This is a genomic window from Aliicoccus persicus (genome assembly GCF_900110815.1).
In the GTDB taxonomy this organism is placed as follows: Bacteria; Bacillota; Bacilli; order Staphylococcales; family Salinicoccaceae; genus Aliicoccus; species Aliicoccus persicus.
The window spans coordinates 146,138-169,431 of the sequence record NZ_FOIT01000001.1; the positions used below are offsets into that span (position 1 = coordinate 146,138).

Here is a 23,294-nt window from a genome sequence, read left to right on the forward strand (position 1 = left end):
CTGTGCGTCAGCTCAAGATTTTCCGACCTGCCGCACACTTTACACAAAAAAAGCATCATCTCCCAATCAAAATCAACCGGGGAGATGATGCTTTTAAAATTCACAGCCAATCCAAACCAAACCTAATCTACTCGCATTGCCTCAACCGCGCGTTTGTCTGGTGTGACATATAAAGTTTTCTGATTTTTATATGTGACAAACCCTGGTTTCGCGCCACTGATCTTCGTCACATTCGCAATCTCAGTGAAATCAACCGGAACGCCTTCTGATTCTCCTGCCTTGCTGAAGTAGGCGGCGATCATTGCGGCTTCCATCAAATCCGACTCGTCAACATTTTCCAATGACTCTGTAATCACCACATGTGATCCTGGTATATCTTTCGTATGGAACCAAACATGATGTTTACTTGCTTTTTTATTCGTCAAATAGTCGTTTTGCTTATTATTTTTCCCAACAAGAACTGTAAATCCGCCACTGGTTTTAAACGTATTCAGCGTAATCCCTGAAGATTTCTTCTTCGCATTCGCATTTTTCCCACTTGCACCACGCATCTTCACGATACCTTGTTCCATCAATTCTTCACGAATTTCCTGTACTTCTTGCTCAGTCGTAATCGATGACATTTGGTGAATCAAGTTTTCATAATATGTGATGTCTTGCTTTGCTTGCTTAATCTGATTGACCAAAGCTGTCTCACGATTTTTCAACTTATTATAGAGCTGGTAATAGCGCTGGGCATTTTCACTCGGCGATTTATTTGGATCAAGCGGGATATCTACCTCCGTATCCGTGTAATAATCGTTCACTCGCACGGATTCCATATGTGGTTTCACGTCATGCATATATGCCGTTAACAACTCGCCATACTTTTGGTATTCATCCTTCAGCTCGGTCTCTTTTAAATCAGATTGAAGTGCCGTCAATTTTCGCTCGGTCTTTGCATATAAACGCTCGACCAATTGATAGTAATCGTTGGCCATCTGCCTCACAATTTCCTGACGGTAGCGGTGCGTATAGTAATCATCAAGCAGCGCACTTAATGTATCAAAGCGCACGACATTCACATTACCACCATTTTCCATAACATGTTCTAATTCAAAATGATAAAAAACTGTCTTGCCATTTATTTCATACATCACTGGCGATGTTTCGCGAGTCTTCAACAACTCCCTAATACCCGGCACAATATTACGAACATTAAAGTAACCGATTTGATGCTTCAACTCTTTTACAAATAAAGGACTGACACCCTCAACATTTCTCACGATTTGTTTTTCAACTTTTCCTGCATTGAAGTCAATAAGACCTGGCAATCGCTCAAGCGCAGCATCATCTCTCGGATTTAACTGTTCGCCAGTTGGCGGCGCTTCATACATTACACCAGGCATAATCGTTCTTATATTATTGTTTGGTGTCAAATGTTTGATGCCATCTAAAATTTTATAGTCATTATCAGTCAACACGATGTTCGAGTGGCGTCCCATGATTTCTAAAATTAAGATTTTCTCTGTCTCGTCACCAATTTCGTTGCGACTTAAAATATGAATCTCTATACGTCGGTCATTGCCGATTTGCTTGATATCTCGAATAAACCCACCGTCGATATGTTTTCTCAATACACGTAGAAACGTTGGTGGGTTAAAAGGCGTTTCGTATTTTTCTTCTGTCAGATGAAAGCGTGAAAACTGTGGATGTGCACTCACCAATAGTTGATGATTCTTTCTTTCAGCACGTATTTTGAATATAATATTGTAATCATCGATCTGATGAATCTTATTGATTTTTCCACGTTTTAAAAACGAAAGCTCAGCTATGAGCGCATGGACAAAATTACCATCAAGGGCCATGATTTTGCCTCCTATAATCATTATCTTATGTATTTTAACATGAATAATTATGAATAGATGAAAATTCGGTATTTTTATGGTACATTAGATATTATTAATTTAAGAGGGATGTTGCTTTTATGAGTGTCGAAAAGGGTCTGCTAATTGTCTTGTCAGGACCATCAGGTGTTGGTAAAGGGACTGTGAGAAAAGCAATTTTTGATCATCCGAACACAAATTTTAAATATTCTATTTCGATGACGACGCGTGATGCACGTTTTGGTGAAGCGGATGGTGTCGATTACTTCTTCAAAACGAAAGAGGAATTCGAAGCACTGATTGAACAAGATAAATTTATTGAGTATGCACAATATGTTGGGAATTATTACGGCACGCCTGTTGATTATGTAAAAGAAACAATCGACAATGGCAATGATATCTTCTTGGAGATTGAAGTCCAAGGTGCCAAACAAGTGCGTGAAAAATTTCCAGATGCGCTGTTTATATTTTTATCTCCACCAGGCTTAAAGGCACTGCATGATCGACTGATAAAACGCGGCACTGATTCGGATGAAGTGATTAACAGACGGATTAGTAAAGCAAAAGATGAATTAAAACTTATGAATTTATATGATTACGTCGTCGTCAATGAAGATGTGGATGAAGCGAGAAGACGCATTCAATGTATCGTTGAAGCTGAGCACATGAGACGCGACCGTGTTGAAAATAAGTTAAGACAAATACTGGAGGTATTTTAATATGTTATATCCACCGCTTCATGAGTTAAAGAAAAATCAAAATTCAAAATATTTAATCGTTACGATGGCTGCAAAGCGTGCACGTGAGCTGCAGGATTATCCTTCACGTACAACGTTAGAAAACTATGATAGCTATAAAGAAGTGGGCAAGGCGCTTGAAGAAATCGCTGCTCATACAGTGACATCTACTAAATAAAGCTGACAACTATGTCGGCTTTTTTCTGTCTTTAGTAAAATAAATCTGTGGATGGTGAGTATGATGTATGCAGCGATTATCGTTGATATTCCAAACAAAGCCGTATCTAAAATTTTTGAATATGAAGTGCCTGAGAGCATGGTAAGCTTTACGAAAGTTGGGCATCGTGTCCTCGTCCCATTCGGGAGTAGAACGATTCAAGGATTCATTGTGGAACTGAAAGAAACCGTCGATTACGACACGACGAAGTTAAAGCCAATCGCCAAACTCCTCGATATCGAACCGGTGTTGAAACCGGAGTTGGTTGAGTTATCCATTCATATCGCTGATTATTATGTGGATAATTACATCAATGTAATTGAAACAATTTTACCTGCCGCCTTAAAGTCTAACTATAAAAAAGTGCTTGTTGGGCATGATGACGCAGCAATCGATTGGATCAATGCACGTCCAAAAGGGCCCGAAGTGAAGTACTTAACGAAGGAAGAACTAAAAGAACTGCGTGTTTTTATCAAGGAAGAACGCATTACTGAAGAGACGATCATTAAACAGCATACAGCACCGAAAAAAGCACTTGCAGTCTATGCCATCGTCGATGATATGAACCTTGAAAATGCACCGAAACAACTCGAATTGTTTTATGAAATTCAAGCCGCATCAGAACCGACTTTAATGCGTAACTTAACGGAACGCGGCTATTCAAATCACCTCGTTAATGAACTTTATAAAAAAGGCTATATCGAAAAGACTGAAGTTGAAATTGAACGTGATCCATTTAAAAATAAGGTTTTCGAAGCGGATAAAAAGAAAGCTTTGAACGCTGAGCAACAAGAAAACTTCAATCAGATTAAACAATCGATTGATGCGCGACAAGATGACATCTTTTTACTACATGGCATCACGGGAAGTGGAAAGACTGAAGTATACTTGCAAGCAATAGATGTGGCTTTACAAAACGGTCAGGAGGCGATTTTACTCGTGCCGGAGATATCACTGACACCACAGATGGCAAACCGCTTCAAGTCGCGCTTCGGCGATGATGTCGCTGTGCTTCATTCCGGTCTATCTCCAGGTGAGAAGTATGATGAGTGGCGCAAGATTAAAGAGGGTCGTGCGCGTGTATCAATCGGTGCACGCAGTAACATTTTCGCACCGTTTGAAAACCTAGGGATCATCATTATCGATGAAGAACATGAAACGACATATAAGCAAAATGAACGCCCACACTATCATGCAGTTGAAGTCGCTAAAGTGCGTGCGAAATACAATCGTTGTCCGATCGTTTTAGGTTCTGCGACACCTTCGATTGAGTCATATGCTCGAGCTGAAAAAGGCGTATACAAACTGCTCGAGTTAACCAAACGTGCAGTGAATCAAACACCGATTGATATTTCAGTCGTCGATATGGCTGAAGAACATAAGCGGGGTAATATCTCAATTATTTCAGATACGCTCCAAGATAAAATAATCGAGCGCATTGAAAAGGAAGAACAGATTGTGTTGTTACTCAACCGACGTGGTTATGCAAACTTCCAACTGTGTCAGGACTGTGGGCACGTGTCGACGTGTCCGCACTGTGATATTTCACTGACTTATCATAAGCGAAAACAGAACTTAATGTGCCACTATTGTGGCTATGAAGAAACTGTGAAAAAAGTATGTGCAGCATGTGATTCTACATCGGTCACATTTAGAGGTCTCGGTACAGAACAAGTTGAAGAAATTTTAAGAGACACATTTAATACAGACGTCGTGCGCATGGACTTTGACACGACGAAACAAAAAGGGATGCACGAAAAACTATTAAACACATTTGAGCGTGAAAATATTTCGATATTGCTTGGCACACAGATGATTGCGAAAGGACTCGATTATCCGAATGTGACACTTGTCGGTGTATTAAATGCGGATACGATGTTAAACCTGCCTGATTTTAGAGCGAGCGAACGGACGTTCCAATTGCTCATGCAAGTGGCAGGTAGAGCAGGGCGTCATCAACTGCCGGGTGAAGTTGTCTTTCAAACGTATAACAAAGAACACTATGCTATTCAATTTGCGACAAATCAAGATTACATGGGGTTTTATCGGGAAGAGATGGATTTTCGTAAAGTTGCCAGATATGCACCATATTATTTCCATGTGTTATTTACGATTTCAAGTGAGCGAATGGCTGACGTCATAGAAGGTGCGCACCACGTGCATCAGACGTTGAGTCAACAGATGAGCAACACATCGATCATCGTCGGTCCAGCACCGAGTCCAATTGAACGCATGAATAAACAGTACCGATTCCAAATATTATTGAAATATAAACGCGAAAGCGGACTGATGGACGTTCTAAAAGCACTCGATGATCACTTTTTTGAAACATACAAGGCAAAAGGACTTTTATTAAAAATTGATATTAATCCGAGCTTGATTATGTAGGAGGATTTACCAGTGAAAAATTTAATATTTATGGGAACACCAGACTTTTCCGTCGGCGTACTCGATGCGATTCATGAAGCATTTAACATCGTACTCGTCGTCTCTCAACCAGATAAACCAGTCGGCAGAAAGCGTATATTGACGCCACCGCCGGTCATTACGCGTGCACAAGAACTTGGGTTAGAAACATTCCAACCAGAAAAGATAAAAGACCAGGAAGTAATTGATTACATCAAATCGTTTGAACCAGACATTATCGTGACGGCTGCTTACGGTCAAATATTGCCGAAAGCTTTGCTTGAATTTCCGATTCATCGTGCGGTCAACGTGCATGCATCGTTGCTACCGCGTCACAGAGGCGGGGCCCCGATTCATCGTTCGATTATGGAAGGTGACAGTGAAAGTGGTGTCACAATTATGTATATGGAAGAAGGACTCGATAGTGGAGATATCATTTCTCAAGCATCTACACCGATTACAGCAGATGACACGACAGGGGACTTGCATGACCGTTTAAGTGAAATTGGCGCGTCTCTAATCGTCGACACACTGAGTGATATCTTTAACGACACTCACACGCATATGCCGCAAGACGATTCACACGTCACATTTAGTCCGAACATTTCAAAAGAAGATGAAAAAATTGATTGGCAAAATGATGCAACAGCTGTGGATTTCCACATTCGTGGACTCTCACCATGGCCAGGTGCTTATTCAATCGTTGAAGGAAACCGTATGAAGTTTTACTTTTCTAAAGTCGGCGACAAACAAACCGATAAAGCACCGGGTACAATTGTATCTGACACAACAGATGGTTTCTTAGTCGCGGCTGGTGATGGTAATACTGTCGAGATTTTAGAAGTTCAACCCGCGGGTAAAAAACGCATGCCTGCATCGAATTATATAAACAGTAAGAAAGAATTAATCGGTAAAATTTTTGAATGAAGGGTGGGGTAGTGATGAATGTAAGAGAAATTGCACTGCGTGCGTTAGATAAGGTGTTCAGTGGTAGTTATTCGAACATCGTGCTCAATGATTATTTGAACAACTATGAGTTAAACGACAGTGACCGTGCGCTGCTCAGTGAAATTGTCTATGGCACGATCGCTAAAAAGTTAACGCTTGAATTTTATCTTGCACCATTCATAAAAGGTCGCATGCGCCAGTGGCAGCGCAATCTCTTAATGTTATCAGTCTATCAGCTGGTCTATTTGGACCGCATTCCACCATATGCTGTCATTAACGAAGCGGTAGAAATAACGAAAACGCGCGGCGGGCTCAGCGCAAGTAAAGTGACGAATGCGATTTTAAGAAATTTTGAGCGCGAGCCGCTCCGAGACTTCAGCGATATTAAAAACGATAAAACACGTCTTAGCGTCTTATCGAGCATTCCACAGTGGATTATCGAGCATTGGATCACGCATTATAAATTTGAAGGTGCGGTTAAAATTGCAGAGAGCTTGCAAGACAGACCGAAGCTTTATGCACGTGTGAACACGCGTAAAACGACGCGTGATACTTTGATTGAGCAGTTGACCGCGGACGGGCTTGAAGTGGAAGCGGCAACATTACACCAAGATGGTATAATAAGTAAAACGAATCAAATCTTGAAACATCCATTATTTTTTAAAGGGATGTATTCGATTCAAGATATCAGTTCAATGTTCGTCCATGACGCGGTCAATCCAAAACATGACGATGTAGTACTCGATGCATGTAGTGCGCCGGGTGGTAAAGGTTTGCACGTCGCAGAGAAGTTAACAGACGGGCATGCCGATCTTGCTGACGTTCACCCACACAAAATCACATTGATTGATAATGCAGCGAAGCGTTTGGAGATTGATAACTACTCTGCATTTGTTGCTGATGCGACTGCATTTGATTATGGTAAGAAATACGATAAAATTATCGTAGATGCACCGTGCTCAGGTCTTGGCGTGATTAGACGCAAACCAGAGATTCGATACGAACGAAAAAGTGAAGATATTGATTCGTTGGTCAAACTTCAATTAGAAATACTAAATCATGTCAAACAGTTTTTAAAACCAGGTGGAGAACTGATATACTCCACGTGTACAATCCATCAGATGGAAAATGAAAATGTCGCGTATACATTTATGAAACAAAATGAAGATATTGAGTTTGAACCATTCGATTTACCGACGTTAAACTTCAGTGGACACATGCGTCAAATATTGCCATATGAATTTGATACAGATGGATTTTTTATCGCAAAATTTAAAAGGAGAGTGATTAGATGATCGAAAGACCACCAGTAAAACTAATAAAAAGTATAAAGCAGCCGAAATTCGATCAACCATCTATCTACTCATATCAGCTGAGTGAATTAACTGAAATTGTGAGAGATTTTGGCGCAGATAGTTATCGTGCCGATCAAATTTTTGAATGGTTGTATCAACATCGCGTGTCTTCATTTGAAGAAATGACGAATATTCCGACAGACTTAAGAAACTTTTTAAAAGAGAACTATAGCATTGAATCGTTAGAAACGCTCGTCAAGCAAGAGTCAAAAGATGGGACGATGAAGTTCTTATTCAAGTTGCGAGACGGCTATTCAATTGAAACGGTATTGATGCGTCATGACTATGGAAACTCGGTCTGTGTGACGACACAAGTTGGCTGTCAGATCGGCTGTACATTCTGTGCATCAACGTTAGGCGGATTAAAACGCAACCTTGAAGCGGGTGAAATTGTCGCTCAAGTCGTGCAAATTCAGCGTGCACTGGATGCGACAAATGAACGCGTATCAAGCATCGTCATCATGGGGATTGGCGAACCGTTTGAAAACTACAATTCGATGATGAACTTTATCCGCATCATTAATCATGATGATGGACTGAACATCGGTGCGCGTCATATTACAGTGTCAACGAGTGGTATCGTGCCACGCATTTATGACTTTGCCGATGAGGATATTCAAATTAACTTTGCTGTGAGTTTACACGCTGCAGATAATGAAATCCGCACATCACTGATGCCGATCAATAAGGCATATGATATCGAGAAACTCATGCACAGTTTAAAATATTATCAACAGCAAACGAAACGTCGTGTGACGTTTGAATACGGCCTGTTCGGCGGCGTCAATGATCAACCGAAACACGCGAATATGCTCGCTGACTTAATCAGCGACTTAAAATGTCACGTCAACTTAATTCCAGTCAACCATGTGCCTGAGCGTAAGTATGTGAGAACATCACGCGATGATATTTTCCAATTTTTAGAAACATTAAATAATCGTGGCGTCAATGCAACATTGCGTCGTGAGCAAGGAACAGATATTGATGCTGCTTGTGGTCAACTACGCGCAAAAGAATCACAAGATGAAATTAAGAGGTAGGATTTAGATGAGAATTGTTGAACGTAGTGTCACCGGTAACTTCCGGAAAAACAATGAAGATACGACTGCAATTATTTTAAACGGTACCAATCAGCAATTACTCCTTGTTGCTGATGGTATGGGCGGTCATCAACATGGTGAAGTTGCCAGTGAATTTGTTAGAGATAAACTGGTTGAAGCATGGAAAAACACAAATTTACTCCGTGTGAACGAAGCGGAAAAATTTATGAAAAACTTAATCATTCAAGTCAATCGTGAATTATATGACTTTTCTACAACCGATGATAAGTATAAAGGTATGGGTACGACGATTGTGCTCGCTGCGTTTATTGAAGACACGATTATCGTCTTGAACATCGGAGACTCTCGCGCATACGTGTTAACCGCTCGCGACGTTCAACAGGTGACGAAAGACCATTCGTTTGTAGAGCTACTTATTGATTCTGGTGAAATTACTCGCGAAGATGCACTGAAACACCCACATCGAAATGTCGTGACGAAAGCGATGGGCACGAACCGGTTGATTCAGCCGGACGTATTCCGTCTTCGCAATAAACAGTACCATTATCTTTTACTAGCATCAGATGGACTGACAGACACGCTTTCTAAAAGTGAAATTCACCAAGAGATGTTTAATTCAAAACCACTAGAGGAACGCGCTGAAGCTTTGGTAAATACCGCACTTGATAACGGCTCTACCGATAACGTCAGCATCGTCATTGCTGACTTGAAAGCGAGTGAATGAGTGTGATTGGACGCATATTTTCAGATCGTTATCAGTTGAAAAAATATCTGGGCGGCGGTATGAGTTCAGTCTACCTCGCACACGATATCATTTTAGAGCGCGACGTCGTCGTCAAGCTGATAAAAACCGATCCAAATAATTTAGACAAGTCGAAAAATCGATTTTTACGTGAAGTTCAAAGTACGATTAAGCTGTCACATCCCAATGTCGTGAGTGTATATGATGTCGATGATAGTGATGAATATCAAATTCTCGTGACAGAGATGATCATCGGACCGACGTTAAAGACATACATAAGAGACAATCATCCACTTTCAATTGAAGCTGTGGTCTCTTTATCGCGTATGATTTTAAATGGTATTGGTCATGCGCATGAAGCGGGTGTCATTCATAGAGATATCAAACCGCAAAACATACTCTTAAATGAAAACAACGATGTGAAGATTACGGACTTCGGTATCGCCAAGGCGATGAGTGAGACGCGCATGACGGAAACGAATCAAGTCATGGGCTCTGTTCAATATATTTCGCCAGAGCAAGCAAAAGGTCAGAATACTGATGAGCGGACAGATATATATTCGTTTGGTATCGTGCTCTATGAAATGTTGGCAGGTGACGTGCCGTTTCATGGAGAGACACCAGTTTCCATTGCACTCAAACAAATTTCTGAAGAGATTCCAGATATTACTGACGTTCGAGATGATGTACCGGTTTCACTTCAAAACATCATCAAAAAATGTACGGCTAAAAATGTGGAAGATCGTTATCGTCATACGGAGGAAGTGTTCGAAGCACTCGTTCAATATGATACATTTGAAGCACCTGAAAGTGATGATCTTGATGACGATGAAGATGATTATGATGCGGGTGCAGAAGTCGTACCCCCGGTTGTCGCACCGTCAGCTGGCGAAACAGAAGCAGTCGAGGATGAACAACCGCGAAGACGCAGAGGTATCGGCTGTTTATTATTCTTAATATTCTTCTTCTTAATATTATTGCCACTGCTTTATATCGGATATATTTTCTTTACCGATGAAACACGTAACTATGTTGATGTACCAAATATTGTTGGCCAAACAGTGGAAGAAGCAACCGAGAGTCTTGCTGAGTTTGAACTCGGTATCGGTGACGTTGAAGAAATTTATCATGATGATGTACCAGTTGATGCCATTATCTCAGCTTCACCTGAAGTTGGCGAATCCGTTGCACCAGCATCAACGATCGATGTTGTCGTGTCACTCGGCCACGCACCGAGTGATATGCCGGATTATGTCGGCGAGATATATGAAGACGTGGCAGACAGTATCGAATCGTTTGGTTTTGAAGAAGTCGTGATCGAAGAAGAATATACTGACGAAGATAATGCTGGTGAAATTATTGAGCAGTCGATCGATCCGGACAGTGAAATTTATCCGGAAGAAAAAACATTGACGCTCGTCATCTCAAAAGGTATTGAAATGATAGAAGTCGAAAATTTAATTGGCTATTCAGAATCACAAGCGATTGAAATGCTTGAAGAAGCAGGACTTGAAGCAGAAGTCGTTGCACGAATGTACAGCGATAACGTCCAAAGTGGATTTGTCATGATTCAAACACCGGAAGATGGGGAAATAGAAATTGGTGAAACGGTAGAATTGACCATTTCAGTTGGACCAGAACCACCGCAACAACGTGCATATTCAAATACGATTAACATTCCATACACATATGTCGCGACTGAAGAAGATGAAGACGATGACGATGATGAAATAGATGATGAAGATGCTGAAGAGGAATCACAATTACAAATTGTTCGCGTGTATATCAGTGATGCGAATCATTCTATTGAGAATGTTTATGAAGTATTTGGAATTACAGAAGACTCATTCTACACGGTGAATATGACAATTATGGAAAATTCTTCTGGTCGCTATGTAATCACTGTTGATGATGAAGTCATTGAAGATGCAACTGTTCCATATTAGTTAATATTGGCATGGAGTTAGTGAGTTTAGTATAATAATAACGAACGAAAGTTGAGGAGGAACGGATTAATGAGCACAATTAAAAAAGATAAAGGTCTTGATAACACACTGAAAGCAATAAAACAGGGTTACAAATACACTGAGAATCAAAGAAAGCGACTGGATTCAAATAACATTTTTGAAACGCGTGGACTCGGTGGTAAACGTATTATTTTTATCAGTGGTAAAGAAGCAGCAGAAACGTTCTACGATAACGATAAGATCGAACGTGAAGGTATGTTACCAAAGCGTGTTGTTTCTACTTTGTTTGGTAAAGGTGCGATTCATACAACGACTGGAAAAGTGCATATTGACAGAAAAGCACTCTTCATGTCATTGATGACAGAAGGTAACTTACAGTACCTACGAGAATTAACACGTAACCAATGGCGTTCAAACACGATAAACATGGAACGTCAGGACACTGTAAATGTATACCGAGAAGCAATCGTACAGTTAACGCACATCGGTACACGTTGGGCAGGCGTTCAGGCACCAGCTGAAGAAATCGATCGCATTGCTACAGATATGGACTTGATGATCGATTCATTTAAAGGACTCGGTTTATCATTTAAAGGATTTAGAGAGTCGAAAGCTGCGCGCCGTCGCGTTGAAGATTGGTTAGAAGATCAAATTCATAAAACACGTAAAGGTGTCATCCATCCACCAGAAGGCACAGCACTTTACGAATTTGCACATTGGGAAGATTTCGAAGGTAACCCGATGGATTCACGTCTATGTGCAATCGACTTAATGAACACATTCCGTCCATTAATTGCAATTAACCGTTTTGTTACATTCGGTGTACTTGCATTACATCAGTATCCAGAGACACGTGAAAAAATTAAGAACGATCCAGATTATGCGTATATGTTCTCACAAGAAGTACGTCGGTACTATCCGTTCGTTCCATTCTTACCGGCAAAAGCTAAAGTTGATTTCGAATTCGAAGGCCACAAAATCGATAAAGATGTTATGATCTTACTCGATGTCTATGGTACAATGCACCGCGATGATGTATTTGATAATCCAAATGAGTTCTACCCAGAACGTTTCAAAGACTGGGACGGATCACCATTTGATTTAATCCCACAAGGTGGCGGTGACTACCATACAAACCACCGTTGTGCAGGTGAGTGGATGACAATCATCATCATGGAAGAAACGATGAAATACTTTGCAGAGCGCATTACGTATGACGTACCCGAACAAGACTTGACTGTTGATTTAGAAAAACTACCAGGTTCAGTTGCAAGTGGTATGAACATTACGAACGTTCGTGAAAATGTAAACAGAAAATAATTGATTTTAAGATAAAAGAAAGACCGAGGCCTCTTATTGAGAGTGGGGCCTCGGTTTTTTTGGGGTTTTGAGTTGGGTTGATTTGGATTTCTGGGGTTGGGGTGCGCGGCAGCCTGGGAAATATAAGCTGACACTAAACTTTGCGTTCCAATGAAAGTCGCTCACAGTCTTGCAAAAGGATTTGACGGACTATGAAAGCCGCTCACGGTCTTGCAAATGAATTTAACGGACTATGAGCTGTACTCACGGTCTTGCAAAAGGATTTGACGGACTATGAGCTGTGCTCACGGTCTTGCAAATGGATTTGACGGACTATGAAAGTCGCTCACGGTCTTGCAAAAGGATTTGACGGACTATGAGATTCGCTCATAGGCGTGCAGATTGATTTAAGTGCCAATGAGATTCGCTCATAGGCGTACAGATTGGTTTGCGCGTCAATGAGATTCGCTCATAGGCGTGTAGATTGGTTTACGCGTCAATGGGATTCGCTCATAGGCGTGCAGATTGGTTTACGCGTCAATGAGATTCGCTCATAGGCACAAAATTTTTAAAAAATAAACCTTTATTACTGATTTTTACTTAGGGAGTAACAGTAAACGATCTAAAGTGTTCCACAGTCTCGATTTTTTCTTCGTGAGGAACAGTAAACAATCCAAAGTGTTCCACAGCAACATGATTTCACCTCGTGAGGAACAGTCAATGATTCAAAGTGTTACTCAGCATCCAATTTCAACCTCGGGAGTAACACTAAATACCTATAGATACTCAACTTCACCATCGTACAATGTAATGCCGCCTTCAACATTGATCGCTTTGTAGCCTAGCCCTTGTAAATATTCTTGAACATTACGACTGCGTCCACCTGAGTGGCACATCACGACATATGTCTTGTCCTTATCAAATTCATCGATAAAATCCTCGAATGAACTTAAAGGGTAGTGGACCGCGCCTGGTACGAATCCTGTTTGTTCTAACTCATCCGTCTCACGGACGTCGATTAATACATGATTCTCCAAGTTTTTATACTCATTGACTTGACTGCTATTGATTGCTTCGTTCACGTGAACATCTCCTCGTCTTTTCACTACTGTCTTCATAGTATTTTAAAATGTTTTCAATACTTAAATCCAATATTATCTTATCACTATTCTCCGTGCTATTTTATCATATACTAGAAATTGTTATAATATAAGAAAATCTTAGAGGTGATGTATGCATACAGGTAGAATTATTAAAGCGCTGAGTGGGTTTTATTATGTGGAATTTAACGGTGCGCTTTACCAAACACGTGCGCGTGGTTTGTTTAGAAAAACTGAAGAGTCACCGCTAGTTGGTGATATTGTTGATTTCCAAATTGAAAATGTGACGGACGGCTATATAACGAAAATACATCCGAGGGAAAATGAACTGGTCCGACCGACTGTGGCGAACATTGATCAGGTGCTCATTACGATGAGTCTGAAGACACCGGCTTTCAGTTTTTATCTGCTGGATAGATTTTTAGCGTATGTAGAAGCGCATGATATTGAACCTGTTGTTGTCATTACGAAGATGGATCTTGCGGACGATGATGATTTAATCGATAAAATTAAAGACACTTACGGTGCGATTTATCCTGTGTTTTTTACATCGCAAGACGAGATGAACAATGATTTACTCAACATTTTTGAGAATAAAGTGACTGTATTATCCGGCCAGTCGGGCGTCGGTAAGTCATCGTTACTTAATACTTTATTGCCTGAACTCGAACTCAAAACGGATGAAATCTCGAGCGCGTTGAATCGTGGTAAACATACGACACGTCATGTGGAACTCGTTGACATTGGTGGTGGCTTAATTGCGGACACGCCTGGTTTTAGTACGATAGAATTCACGGAAATCGATAAATATAATATAAAATATTGCTTTAAAGAATTTAATGATTATCAAAATCAATGTAAGTTTCGAGAGTGCATGCATATTAACGAGCCGAAATGTGCGGTGAAAGAAGCGCTTCAAAATGGTGGTATCAAGCAGTCACGATACGATAGTTATTTAGCAATACACGAAGAAATTTCAAACCGAAAGGAGCGATATTAATGGAAGTAAAAGTATTGCCATCTCTATTATCCGCAGATTTCTTAAATTTGCGAGATGACATCGTGAGAATGGAATCTGCTCAAGTGGATATGTTTCATCTCGATGTAATGGATGGTCAATTTGTACCGAATATTTCTTATGGGTTACCGCTGATCGAAGCGATTAGACGTGGGACGGATGCGCCGCTCGATGTGCACTTGATGACGGAGGATCCTGAACAATTTATTGAAACGCTCGGTGAAATCGGTGTAGATATGGTGTCGTTTCACATCGAAGCAACAGCCCATGCGCACCGATTGGTCAAATACATTAAAGCGCAAGGGATGAGAGCGGGGATTGCATTAAATCCACAAACGCCAATCATTCAAGTGACACATTTACTCGGTGATGTCGATTATGTACTCATCATGACGGTGAACCCAGGATTCGGCGGGCAATCGTTTATCGATGCTGGCATCGACAAGATAAAAGAACTCAGTGCAATTCGATCAGAGAAGAATTTAGATTTTGAAATTGAAGTCGATGGAGGCATAAATGACGAGACGGCGAAGCATTGCATCGATGCAGGTGCTACATTACTCGTCAGTGGCTCTTACTTGTTCAAAGCACGAGACGCCAAAGAAATGGTCCAATTATTGAGGGGTCAACATGAAGGTTAACGTCTTACTGCGCAAGATTAAAAAGGATTATTTTAAGACGATTGAAGGTAGCAAATGGGTTGGTGTTGATTATGGTGCATACTATTTAATTAAGCATGGTGTAACACCAATTTATGCGTTTGGAGACTTTGATTCTGTCACAAAGAAAGAGTTAGAAAAAATTAAGGACGCATTAGAAATTGATATCGTGCCACACAAAAAGGATTTTACGGACTTTGAGCTTTCTCTTTATCAGTTGGTTAAAAAAGGGTATCGTGACATCGATGTATATGGGGCACTCGGTGGTCGACTGGATCACGAGATTGCGAACATTCAAGCACTCGTTCACAAAGATTTTGTGGATTATGATATTTCATTACTCAATGAGAAAAATATTGTTGTGAGCATCGACAATGGGCGACATGAAATCACGCAAGCAGACGGCATGCATTACGTCTCGATTATCCCGATGTTTGAAGGCACACGAATTACTTTATCTGATTTGGAATATGAAGCAGATGATTTAGAACTGGAGATTGGAAAGACCTTGACAGTGAGCAACGCGTTCATCGATAAACAGACACCTGCAATCATCGAAACGAACAAACCGCTGATTGTCATTCAAAGTAGGGATAAGGCGGAATAAATAAAAAGAACCTCAAGCATTCGCTTGAGGTTCAGCGCGTTTAATTATACGCGTTCTACTTTACCTGATTTTAAAGCTCTAGCAGATACCCAAACACGTTTTGGTTCACCATCTACCATGATTCTTACTTTTTGTAAGTTTGCACCGAATTGTCTTTTGTTTGCATTTAATGCGTGAGAACGGTTGTTACCAGTTCTAGATCTACGACCTGTTACGTAACATTCTTTTGCCATGTGATTCACCCTTTCATATATATACAACGGCATATAGAATTCAGTTGTCTATTAATTTAAATACTATAATATAGTACAATACAATTAATTAACATTCAAGTATTTTTTATGTAGATAAACGAACGACAATCCAATTATTTATGATTCTACTTAAATTAAGGTTGTTTTTACATATCATAATTGCTTATACTTATATAATGTGTCAGGGGGAATAATAATGACTCTCGAAATTAAAAATGAATTCGGTAGCATCGGTATTTCAGAAGATGTTATTGCAACACTTGCTGGGAGTACTGCAGTCGAGTCATACGGTATCGTTGGCATGGCTTCAAAGAGCCAAGTACGTGACGGTGTCAGTGAATTGCTCGGTATTGAGAACTACTCACGTGGTGTTGTTGTTGAATTAAAAGACGATCAATTAACAATCGATTTATTTATTATTGTCGGTTATGGGGTAAAGATTTCAGAAGTCGCATCGAACATTCAAGGTGCAGTGAAGTACAAGTTAGAAAATACATTAGGATTAGAAATCAGTGCGGTTAATATTCATGTTCAAGGCGTGCGTATTATCAACAATGAGTCTGAGTAGCTAGGAGGATTAGCGTGATGAAATCGATAGACGGTGCAAAGTTCAGAGAAATGATTATCAGCGGTGCAGATAACTTACGTCAGCACGCTGGCTACGTGGATTCACTGAACGTCTTTCCAGTGCCAGACGGTGACACGGGAACAAACATGAACTTGTCGTTGACTTCAGGTGCAAGTGAAGTCGAAGGATTAGATGAAAAACATATTGGTGAAGTGGGTAAACATTTCTCTAAAGGTTTACTGATGGGTGCGCGTGGCAACTCTGGCGTCATTTTATCTCAGTTATTTAGAGGATTTTCTAAAGCGATTGTGGATGAAGCGACACTGGATGCACGCACGTTTGCATCTGCATTAGACAAAGGTGTTAAAACAGCATATAAAGCGGTGATGAAGCCGGTTGAAGGTACGATTTTAACGGTTGCTAAAGATTCGGCTAACATCGCGCTAGAGTCAACGGATACAGACGACATGATCGAGTTGATGTCTGCGGTAATTAAAGAAGCGAAGGCATCATTAAAGCGCACACCGGATTTACTACCAGTGTTAAAAGAAGTCGGTGTTGTCGATTCAGGTGGCCAAGGATTAGTCTATGTGTATGAGGGATTCTTAGCGGCACTTAAAGGTGAGACAATCGCCAAAAAAGTGAGCAACGCTGAAGAAAACACGGAAGATTTTGTTGATGATCATCATGAGTTTGATGACTTCATGACAGAAGATGATATTGAATTTGGTTACTGCACAGAGTTTATGGTGCGTTTCCAAGAAGATAAAAGAACATTTGATGAAGATACTTTCAAGAGCGAGATGAGCGACTTTGGTGACTCATTACTCGTTATTTCTGATGAAGAAATTGTTAAGGTTCACGTCCATACTGAAACGCCAGGTGAAGCATTTACTTACGGTGCAACATATGGCGAGTTGTTAAAGGTTAAAGTTGAAAACATGCGTGAGCAATTCAGAGAGATTCAGAAGAAAAAAGAAAGTAAAAAGCAGGAAAAGAAATCGTATGATACAGCAGTGATCACAGTATCTGCTGGTGACGGGGTTAAGAAGATATTTGAAAGCATGGGTTCGACACATGTAATTAGCGGTGGTCAGACGATGAATCCGTCGACACAAGATATCGTTGATGTCGTTAAAAATGATGATGTGAAAAATATTATCGTGTTGCCAAACAATAAAAATATTATAATGGCAGCTGAACAAGCGAAGTACATGGTTGATGTTGAACTAAAAGTGATCCCAACAAAATCCATTCCGCATGGATTAGCTGCACTCATTGCATTTAGTCCAGACGTAGAAATTGATGAAAATGTGGAAAGCATGATGGCAGCACTTGAACATTTAAAAACGGGTCAAGTGACACATGCAGTTAGAGATACAACAATCGACGGTGTGTCGATTAAAAAACATCAACATATGGGCATTGCCGATGGCAAGATCATTACGAGTAAAGATAGTCGTGAAGATTCATTAACTGAACTCATCTCATCGATGCTGGATGACGATTCAGAAATCATCACGGTGTTAATCGGTGAAGACGGTAGTGAAGAAGAGTTAGAACGTGTCATCGAACGCATTGAAGAAGAGAACGACGAAGTCGAATTTGAAGTTCATGCGGGAGATCAACCGGTTTACAGCTATCTTCTTTCAGTTGAATAAATTAGAAAATTATATTACCTTTAAACCACATGATACATAAATCTTGTGGTTTTTTTGAGGAGTGAAGTTATGAAATTTAAAAGTGTATTTGACATAATCGGTCCCATCATGGTCGGACCATCTTCCTCACACACTGCCGGAGCAGCTCGAATTGGGCTCGCTGCCAGAAGTTTGTTTGGTGAGACGCCGGACCACGTCGATATTTATCTGTTTGGTTCATTTAAAGATACTTATAAAGGGCATGGTACAGATGTTGCTTTACTCGGTGGTTTGCTTGGTTTCGATACAGATGATTCAAGAATCATTAAGGCAAAAGAATATGCGGAAGAAGCGGGTATGCAGTATCAGTTTATTGAACTCGAAGAAACGCGATCACACCCGAACACTGCGATTTTATTCCTCAGAAAAGGAAATTCACGCATTAGCGTTGAAGGCATTTCAATCGGTGGTGGTAAAATGGAAATCGTCAGCATTGATGAATATGACATCAACATCAGCGGGAACAATCCAGCACTGTTAGTCTTCCATAAAGATACGTTCGGAACAATCGGACGCATTACGACGATTATCGGTGATGAAGGTATTAACGTGGCTCAGATGAATGTATCGAGAAAAGAAAAAGGGAATACAGCGCTCATGACGATTGAAGTTGATGAGATCGTTAGTGAAGAAACTATAAATAAAATCGAAGGCGTCGATGGTGTACAGCGCGTCTTTCTGATGGATGAAAGCTAGGTGAATGGTATGTTTAATAGTATTGAGGCACTTGTAAAACGTGCAGAAGAGGAAAACATAACAATTTCAGAAGTGATGATTCTCCAAGAGATGGAATACAGAGATCTTCCATACTTGGATATATATAATTCAATGAAAACGAACTTAGATGTCATGATGAACGCGACTAAAGAAGGTCAAGATGGTGTGAAAAGCCCGACTGGTTTAACGGGTGGAGATGCCGTTAAGATGAAAAAATATATCGAATCCGGTCAAGGACTCAGTGGTGAGCTGAACCTACTTGCGATCATGCATGCGGTCAGTACGAACGAAGTCAATGCAGCAATGGGTAAAATTTGTGCAACGCCAACAGCTGGTTCTGCTGGCGTAGTACCAGGTGTATTGTTTGCTGTGAATGAAAAGAAAGACTTAACAGAAGAACAGATGGTCAGATTTTTATTTACGTCTGGTGCATTTGGATTCGTTGTCGCGAACAATGCGTTTATAGCGGGTGCATCAGGCGGATGTCAGGCAGAAGTTGGTAGTGCGTCTGCGATGGCAGCAGCAGCGTTAGTAGAGTTGCAAGGTGGAACGCCACAGCAAAGTGCACATGCATTCAGCATCGCGATGAAAAACATGCTTGGACTTGTCTGTGACCCGGTTGCAGGACTCGTAGAAGTGCCGTGTGTTAAACGAAACGCCGCTGGTGCAACAAATGCACTGACAGCAGCAGATATGGCGTTAGCAGGTATTGAGTCTAGAATTCCAGCGGATGAAGTCGTCGAAGCGATGTACAAAGTTGGCTTAACGATGCCGGAAGAATTGCGTGAAACAGGTCGTGGTGGATTAGCTGCGACACCTACAGGTGAGAGAATTAAAGAAGAATTATTCGGAGTATAATAATGGAAATTTCATTCGTATCAACCGATGTGTCATTAAAGACAATATCAGGTGTGGGAGAAAAGATGTATGAAAAGTTAAGCGAACTGGGATTATATACGGTGAATGATGCACTTTATCATTTGCCGTCATCATATCGAGACATGACAATTATCCCAATATCTGAAGTGAATCCTGACGAAACAGCGACAGTAGAAGGTGTTGTAGAAACAACGCCTGCTGTCGTCTATTTTCGTGGTGGAAAAAATCGGTTGACAGTTTTCGTCACAGTCGACGGCGTGTACTTAAAAGTCATGTTCTTTAATCAACCATTTCTGCGCAATGTGTTATCCATTGGTGATAAGGTCATGATCACGGGTAAAGTGGATTTGAATAAGCAAGAGATAAAAGGGCAGTCTGTCTCAAAAGATAGTGACGAGACCCTGAAGGTGCGCTACAGTTTACAGCAGCGCATGCACATGAAGACGTTCCAAAATATATTGAAGAAAATTTTTGAGACGCATCCGATTGAGTACAAGTTGCCAGATGAAATAACAGAAAAATATCAACTGATGCCGGTTGATCAAGCTCTGTACATCATGCATTTTCCAGAGTCACAAGAGGTGCTAACACACGCGCGACGGACGATAAAATTCATGGAGCTCTTCGAGTTCCAGCTCAAGATTATGGAACGCCGTAAAAAAGAGCGCATTCGTAACCCACATTACATCGTCGATTATGATAATGATCAACTAAAAGCATTCATTCAGACGTTGCCGTTTGAGTTGACGGAAGATCAGAAGAAGACGACGAATGAAATTTGCCGTGATTTAAGAGATAACGTGTCGATGCACCGGCTGCTCCAAGGGGATGTCGGTAGTGGTAAAACAGTCGTCAGCGGTATCGCTACATATGCAATTAAAACAATTGGTGAGCAGACAGCGTTAATGGTACCGACAGAAGTGTTGGCAAAACAACATTATGAATCATTTACTGAATTGTTTGGTGACAAGCTGAACATAACATTGCTCACAGCAAGCACGACAAAAAAGACACGTAATGACGTGCTCAATCAACTTGCTGACGGCTCATGTGACTTAGTCATCGGCACGCATGCGTTAATCGAAGATGACATTGTATTCGATAAACTCAGTTTAATCATCGTCGATGAACAGCACCGTTTTGGTGTGAATCAAAGAAATAGGTTGATTGCAAAAGCATCGCGTCGTAATGTCTTATACATGACTGCAACGCCGATTCCGAGAACTTTATCGATTACGACATATGGTGATATGGACGTGTCAACGATCAAGACAATGCCAAAAGGGCGTAGACCAGTCATCACGAAACACCATACGTTTGATGATTTGGATATCATTTTGAATATGATTGCGAGCGAGTTAAATAAAGGATATAGTATATACGTTGTTGCACCGTTGATTGAAGAATCAGAGACAATTGAAGTAGAAAATGTAAATGAAATCTTTGAATTTTTCATCGATGCATTTGGTAAAGAAAATGTCGAACTTGTGCATGGTCAATTGAAAGCAGACGAAAAAGCAGAACGGATGGCACGCTTTGAGTCACTGGAGAAAAAAATCCTCATATCAACAACGGTCATCGAAGTCGGTATCAATGTACCAAACGCAACGTTAATGTTAATATACAACGCAGAACGCTATGGATTATCAACTTTGCACCAATTAAGAGGGCGAGTCGGTAGAAGTGACGTGCAGAGTTATTGTATACTGTTATCAAATCCGAAAACTGAAAATGCGCACATGCGTATGCAAATCATGACGGAGACGACGGATGGTTTCGTCTTGAGTGAAAGAGATTTAGAAATGCGTGGGCCAGGAGACTATTTTGGCGTCAGACAGAGCGGATTGCCACAGTTTAAAGTTGCAAATTTAATCGAAGACTATAGAATATTAGAACATGCAAGACAAAGTGCCATCGCGCACGTTTCTAAAGGTGGATAAAAAACATGAGAGTATTAATGAGATTGTTAGGTCTCTTGCTTATAGGCGCAGCAGTTGTGCTGTTTTTCTGGCAAGACATTCAGGAATATTTTACAGATCGCGTGAACGATCGAATTATTGAAGCGTTCCATAATGGTGAAGAAAATGTTGAAATTGCTTGGTGGGAACGATTCATTACGGGCATTGATTCGTATGATGGAAACGTCGCGCGTGCAGATTCAAATAAGAGCCAAGGCGTGAGACTTAGCGGCAATATGGAAGGTGTATTGAATATTCCGAGTGCGAACATATCAGAACCCGTATTTGGTGGCGAATGGACAGAAGAAAAATTGCGTAACGGTTTATCGTTTGTTAATGAAGATGATCATATCGACATGCAAAACGTACTGATCGCTGGCCACCGAGTAGAAGGTGCTGGTATCCGATTTAACCACCTTGACCGTGCAGAGATTGGAGATAAGATCGAGTTTATTACGCGTGAAGGTACGCGGGAGTTTGTGATTACTGAAATTGAATTGGTAGATCCGACTGCAGTAGAAGTGATGGATCAGGATCCCGACCCGAGTGCATCACAAGAAATGACATTGATCACGTGTGATGACTACAATCCAGAGACAATGACGTGGGATACACGTTTAATTGTAAAAGCAGAAATAGTTGAATAGGTGATTTATATGACCCCTGGATTCTCTTTTGGAGAGAATTTTGGGGTTTTGTTTTGGTTGTGGGTTGGTTTAGTTGAAGTGATTGTTGAATAAATATAAGGAATTTGTTTTTTTTATCAATTGAGGTAAAGTTAGTATGAAGGCTATTCTAGATTTTAGTGATTGATGACCTAGCCATGGGAGAAGGAAGGGGTGGAACTATTAATACCAATAAGACATCAATAATTGTTAGCTTAATCTATGTTGCAATTGCTGCTTTAATATTAAGGTATGTTGTACCAAATGATGTGTCCTTAGGCATGTATTCAATTCTTCCATTTGGTGTAGTAATCATTGTATTTTTGTTCACTTACGTATTTAAGTATGATTATTTTGAGAAAGATAAATCTGGAGATAAAGAATGATAGTTAAGTATGAGCAGATTGAAAATGTTTATTACCCTCGAATTCTCTATTGGAGAGAGTTTTGGGGTTTTTGTATGGTTTGTGGGCTTACCATAAACTTGTGAATTCACAGCTTTATGTTAGGGGGTTTATCATAAACTTGTGGTTTCACAGCTTTACGCTGGAGGTCTTATCATAAACTTGTGG

General features: G+C 40.6%; 22 protein-coding genes. 19 read left to right on the plus strand and 3 right to left on the minus strand.

Annotation, left to right across the window (positions count from 1 at the left end):
• Nucleotides 1–122: 122 nt before the first annotated feature.
• The gene (locus tag BMW30_RS00650) at nt 123–1,847 is read right to left on the minus strand and encodes an Rqc2 family fibronectin-binding protein (RefSeq protein ID WP_091472788.1); all 1,725 of its coding nucleotides are present in this window, start codon (nt 1,845–1,847) and stop codon (nt 123–125) included.
• 119 nt (nt 1,848–1,966) lie between these two features.
• Between BMW30_RS00650 and gmk the strand changes: the two genes are divergently transcribed.
• From gmk to BMW30_RS00695, 9 genes are all read left to right on the plus strand, one after another.
• Entirely contained in the window at nt 1,967–2,584 is a 618-nt protein-coding gene (gmk, locus tag BMW30_RS00655; protein ID WP_091472792.1) for a guanylate kinase, read from the plus strand.
• Nucleotide 2,585: 1 nt separating this feature from the next.
• On the plus strand, nt 2,586–2,780 hold the full coding sequence (gene rpoZ / locus BMW30_RS00660) for a DNA-directed RNA polymerase subunit omega (RefSeq protein ID WP_091472798.1): 195 nt from the start codon (nt 2,586–2,588) through the stop codon (nt 2,778–2,780).
• 63 nt (nt 2,781–2,843) lie between these two features.
• On the plus strand, nt 2,844–5,207 hold the full coding sequence (gene priA, locus BMW30_RS00665) for a primosomal protein N' (RefSeq protein ID WP_091472801.1): 2,364 nt from the start codon (nt 2,844–2,846) through the stop codon (nt 5,205–5,207).
• A 12-nt stretch (nt 5,208–5,219) separates the two neighbouring features.
• Nucleotides 5,220–6,152, plus strand: coding sequence for a methionyl-tRNA formyltransferase (fmt, locus tag BMW30_RS00670; RefSeq protein ID WP_091472805.1), 933 nt, complete (start codon nt 5,220–5,222; stop codon nt 6,150–6,152).
• 14 nt (nt 6,153–6,166) lie between these two features.
• Complete coding sequence (rsmB, locus tag BMW30_RS00675) at nt 6,167–7,468, plus strand: 16S rRNA (cytosine(967)-C(5))-methyltransferase RsmB (protein ID WP_091472807.1); 1,302 nt, start codon at nt 6,167–6,169, stop codon at nt 7,466–7,468.
• Nucleotides 7,465–8,568 carry a dual-specificity RNA methyltransferase RlmN gene (rlmN, locus tag BMW30_RS00680; protein ID WP_091472810.1) on the plus strand — a complete coding sequence of 368 codons (1,104 nt, stop codon included), beginning with the start codon at nt 7,465–7,467 and terminating at the stop codon, nt 8,566–8,568. Before rsmB ends, rlmN begins: the two co-directional genes overlap by 4 nt.
• A 7-nt stretch (nt 8,569–8,575) precedes the next feature.
• Nucleotides 8,576–9,313 carry a Stp1/IreP family PP2C-type Ser/Thr phosphatase gene (locus BMW30_RS00685; protein WP_091472814.1) on the plus strand — a complete coding sequence of 246 codons (738 nt, stop codon included), beginning with the start codon at nt 8,576–8,578 and terminating at the stop codon, nt 9,311–9,313.
• A complete protein-coding gene (gene pknB, locus BMW30_RS00690) occupies nt 9,310–11,277 on the plus strand; it encodes a Stk1 family PASTA domain-containing Ser/Thr kinase (protein WP_091472820.1) in 1,968 nt (655 codons plus the stop codon). The genes BMW30_RS00685 and pknB overlap by 4 nt, the downstream gene beginning before the upstream one ends.
• 69 nt (nt 11,278–11,346) lie before the next feature.
• Nucleotides 11,347–12,618 (plus strand): cytochrome P450, encoded by a 1,272-nt coding sequence (locus BMW30_RS00695; protein WP_091472823.1) that lies wholly within the window; start codon nt 11,347–11,349, stop codon nt 12,616–12,618.
• A 755-nt stretch (nt 12,619–13,373) separates the two neighbouring features.
• On the opposite strand, the gene BMW30_RS00700 is transcribed toward BMW30_RS00695, so the two are convergent.
• Entirely contained in the window at nt 13,374–13,715 is a 342-nt protein-coding gene (locus tag BMW30_RS00700) for a rhodanese-like domain-containing protein (RefSeq protein ID WP_245705600.1), read from the minus strand.
• A 115-nt stretch (nt 13,716–13,830) separates the two neighbouring features.
• Between BMW30_RS00700 and rsgA the strand changes: the two genes are divergently transcribed.
• The 3 genes from rsgA to BMW30_RS00715 are packed head-to-tail and all read left to right on the plus strand — an operon-like array spanning nt 13,831 to nt 15,981.
• Nucleotides 13,831–14,697, plus strand: a complete 867-nt coding sequence (gene rsgA, locus BMW30_RS00705; RefSeq protein WP_091472826.1) for a ribosome small subunit-dependent GTPase A — start codon at nt 13,831–13,833, stop codon at nt 14,695–14,697.
• Nucleotides 14,697–15,356, plus strand: coding sequence for a ribulose-phosphate 3-epimerase (gene rpe, locus BMW30_RS00710; RefSeq protein WP_091472829.1), 660 nt, complete (start codon nt 14,697–14,699; stop codon nt 15,354–15,356). The genes rsgA and rpe overlap by 1 nt, the downstream gene beginning before the upstream one ends.
• The gene (locus BMW30_RS00715; RefSeq protein WP_091472831.1) at nt 15,346–15,981 is read left to right on the plus strand and encodes a thiamine diphosphokinase; all 636 of its coding nucleotides are present in this window, start codon (nt 15,346–15,348) and stop codon (nt 15,979–15,981) included. The genes rpe and BMW30_RS00715 overlap by 11 nt, the downstream gene beginning before the upstream one ends.
• A 44-nt stretch (nt 15,982–16,025) precedes the next feature.
• Here BMW30_RS00715 and rpmB read toward each other — a convergent pair whose 3' ends face one another.
• A complete protein-coding gene (rpmB, locus tag BMW30_RS00720) occupies nt 16,026–16,214 on the minus strand; it encodes a 50S ribosomal protein L28 (RefSeq protein ID WP_091472835.1) in 189 nt (62 codons plus the stop codon).
• A 217-nt stretch (nt 16,215–16,431) separates the two neighbouring features.
• Between rpmB and BMW30_RS00725 the strand changes: the two genes are divergently transcribed.
• The 7 genes from BMW30_RS00725 to BMW30_RS00755 all read left to right on the plus strand — a co-directional run bounded on the left by BMW30_RS00725 (nt 16,432) and on the right by BMW30_RS00755 (nt 23,108).
• Entirely contained in the window at nt 16,432–16,803 is a 372-nt protein-coding gene (locus BMW30_RS00725; protein ID WP_091472840.1) for an Asp23/Gls24 family envelope stress response protein, read from the plus strand.
• 14 nt (nt 16,804–16,817) lie between these two features.
• Nucleotides 16,818–18,464 (plus strand): DAK2 domain-containing protein, encoded by a 1,647-nt coding sequence (locus tag BMW30_RS00730; protein ID WP_245705601.1) that lies wholly within the window; start codon nt 16,818–16,820, stop codon nt 18,462–18,464.
• A gap of 69 nt (nt 18,465–18,533) precedes the next feature.
• Complete coding sequence (sdaAB, locus tag BMW30_RS00735) at nt 18,534–19,199, plus strand: L-serine ammonia-lyase, iron-sulfur-dependent subunit beta (protein WP_091472847.1); 666 nt, start codon at nt 18,534–18,536, stop codon at nt 19,197–19,199.
• A gap of 9 nt (nt 19,200–19,208) precedes the next feature.
• Complete coding sequence (gene sdaAA / locus BMW30_RS00740) at nt 19,209–20,078, plus strand: L-serine ammonia-lyase, iron-sulfur-dependent, subunit alpha (protein ID WP_091472850.1); 870 nt, start codon at nt 19,209–19,211, stop codon at nt 20,076–20,078.
• A gap of 2 nt (nt 20,079–20,080) precedes the next feature.
• Complete coding sequence (recG, locus tag BMW30_RS00745) at nt 20,081–22,039, plus strand: ATP-dependent DNA helicase RecG (RefSeq protein ID WP_091472852.1); 1,959 nt, start codon at nt 20,081–20,083, stop codon at nt 22,037–22,039.
• A gap of 5 nt (nt 22,040–22,044) precedes the next feature.
• Nucleotides 22,045–22,704, plus strand: coding sequence for a sortase (locus BMW30_RS00750; protein WP_091472857.1), 660 nt, complete (start codon nt 22,045–22,047; stop codon nt 22,702–22,704).
• Between the two features lie 158 nt (nt 22,705–22,862).
• Entirely contained in the window at nt 22,863–23,108 is a 246-nt protein-coding gene (locus BMW30_RS00755; RefSeq protein WP_091472859.1) for a hypothetical protein, read from the plus strand.
• Nucleotides 23,109–23,294 lie beyond the last annotated feature (186 nt).

Bases quoted from the DNA above. Each gene is read 5' to 3' on its own strand.
- rlmN (WP_091472810.1), top strand. From the start codon at position 7,465: ATGATCGAAAGACCACCAGTAAAACTAATAAAAAGTATAAAGCAGCCG.
- gmk (WP_091472792.1), top strand. From the start codon at position 1,967: ATGAGTGTCGAAAAGGGTCTGCTAATTGTCTTGTCAGGACCATCAGGT.
- BMW30_RS00685 (WP_091472814.1), top strand. From the start codon at position 8,576: ATGAGAATTGTTGAACGTAGTGTCACCGGTAACTTCCGGAAAAACAAT.
- recG (WP_091472852.1), top strand. From the start codon at position 20,081: ATGGAAATTTCATTCGTATCAACCGATGTGTCATTAAAGACAATATCA.
- rpe (WP_091472829.1), top strand. From the start codon at position 14,697: ATGGAAGTAAAAGTATTGCCATCTCTATTATCCGCAGATTTCTTAAAT.
- rpoZ (WP_091472798.1), top strand. From the start codon at position 2,586: ATGTTATATCCACCGCTTCATGAGTTAAAGAAAAATCAAAATTCAAAA.
- pknB (WP_091472820.1), top strand. From the start codon at position 9,310: ATGAGTGTGATTGGACGCATATTTTCAGATCGTTATCAGTTGAAAAAA.
- BMW30_RS00715 (WP_091472831.1), top strand. From the start codon at position 15,346: ATGAAGGTTAACGTCTTACTGCGCAAGATTAAAAAGGATTATTTTAAG.
- priA (WP_091472801.1), top strand. From the start codon at position 2,844: ATGTATGCAGCGATTATCGTTGATATTCCAAACAAAGCCGTATCTAAA.
- sdaAA (WP_091472850.1), top strand. From the start codon at position 19,209: ATGTTTAATAGTATTGAGGCACTTGTAAAACGTGCAGAAGAGGAAAAC.
- BMW30_RS00750 (WP_091472857.1), top strand. From the start codon at position 22,045: ATGAGAGTATTAATGAGATTGTTAGGTCTCTTGCTTATAGGCGCAGCA.
- rpmB (WP_091472835.1), bottom strand. From the start codon at position 16,214: ATGGCAAAAGAATGTTACGTAACAGGTCGTAGATCTAGAACTGGTAAC.
- BMW30_RS00695 (WP_091472823.1), top strand. From the start codon at position 11,347: ATGAGCACAATTAAAAAAGATAAAGGTCTTGATAACACACTGAAAGCA.
- BMW30_RS00725 (WP_091472840.1), top strand. From the start codon at position 16,432: ATGACTCTCGAAATTAAAAATGAATTCGGTAGCATCGGTATTTCAGAA.
- sdaAB (WP_091472847.1), top strand. From the start codon at position 18,534: ATGAAATTTAAAAGTGTATTTGACATAATCGGTCCCATCATGGTCGGA.
- rsmB (WP_091472807.1), top strand. From the start codon at position 6,167: ATGAATGTAAGAGAAATTGCACTGCGTGCGTTAGATAAGGTGTTCAGT.
- BMW30_RS00700 (WP_245705600.1), bottom strand. From the start codon at position 13,715: ATGAAGACAGTAGTGAAAAGACGAGGAGATGTTCACGTGAACGAAGCA.
- rsgA (WP_091472826.1), top strand. From the start codon at position 13,831: ATGCATACAGGTAGAATTATTAAAGCGCTGAGTGGGTTTTATTATGTG.
- BMW30_RS00650 (WP_091472788.1), bottom strand. From the start codon at position 1,847: ATGGCCCTTGATGGTAATTTTGTCCATGCGCTCATAGCTGAGCTTTCG.